General features: G+C 36.4%; 1 protein-coding gene. It reads left to right on the top strand.

Annotated features, from left to right (window positions below):
• Window positions 1-63: 63 nt before the first annotated feature.
• The coding region (locus ACR65M_RS27035) for an IS110 family transposase (protein WP_440274964.1) at window positions 64-503 on the top strand (440 nt) is incomplete at its 3' end.

Genomic DNA, 503 nt, shown 5'->3' with positions numbered 1-503 from the left:
AATAAGAGTGTCCAACGCTTGCCGGCTAAAAGGACAATCTAATAAAACCAGGAGGCTATTCAAATGAATTATAACCAAAACAATAAAATTGCTCAAATTACTTCCGAAACACTAATTATAGGTGTTGATATTGCTAAGTTCAAGCACGTTGCTAGAGCGCAAGATTATAGAGGAATTGAGTTTGGGACACCTTGTTTTTTCGAGAACACCAAAGATGGTTTCTCAGCCTTTATAGATTGGATCAATCATTTAAAGCAGGAACAGGGCATGGAAAAAGTAATTGTTGGTATGGAACCAACAGGTCATTATTGGCTAAATCTAGCTCATAATCTGAAAGAAAATGGTATTAAATTTGTTGCCGTAAATCCACTTCACGTAAAAAAGTCTAAGGAATTGGATGATAACTCACCAACTAAAAATGATGTGAAGGATGCCAAAGTCATTGCACAATTAGTTAAGGATGGGAGATATGCTGAACCAACAATTCCGCAAGGAGTTTATGC

This window comes from Ferdinandcohnia sp. SAFN-114 (assembly GCF_059415045.1).
The sequence above is the reverse complement of the archived record's forward strand: the minus strand, read 5'-3'. Positions and strand labels throughout refer to the sequence as shown.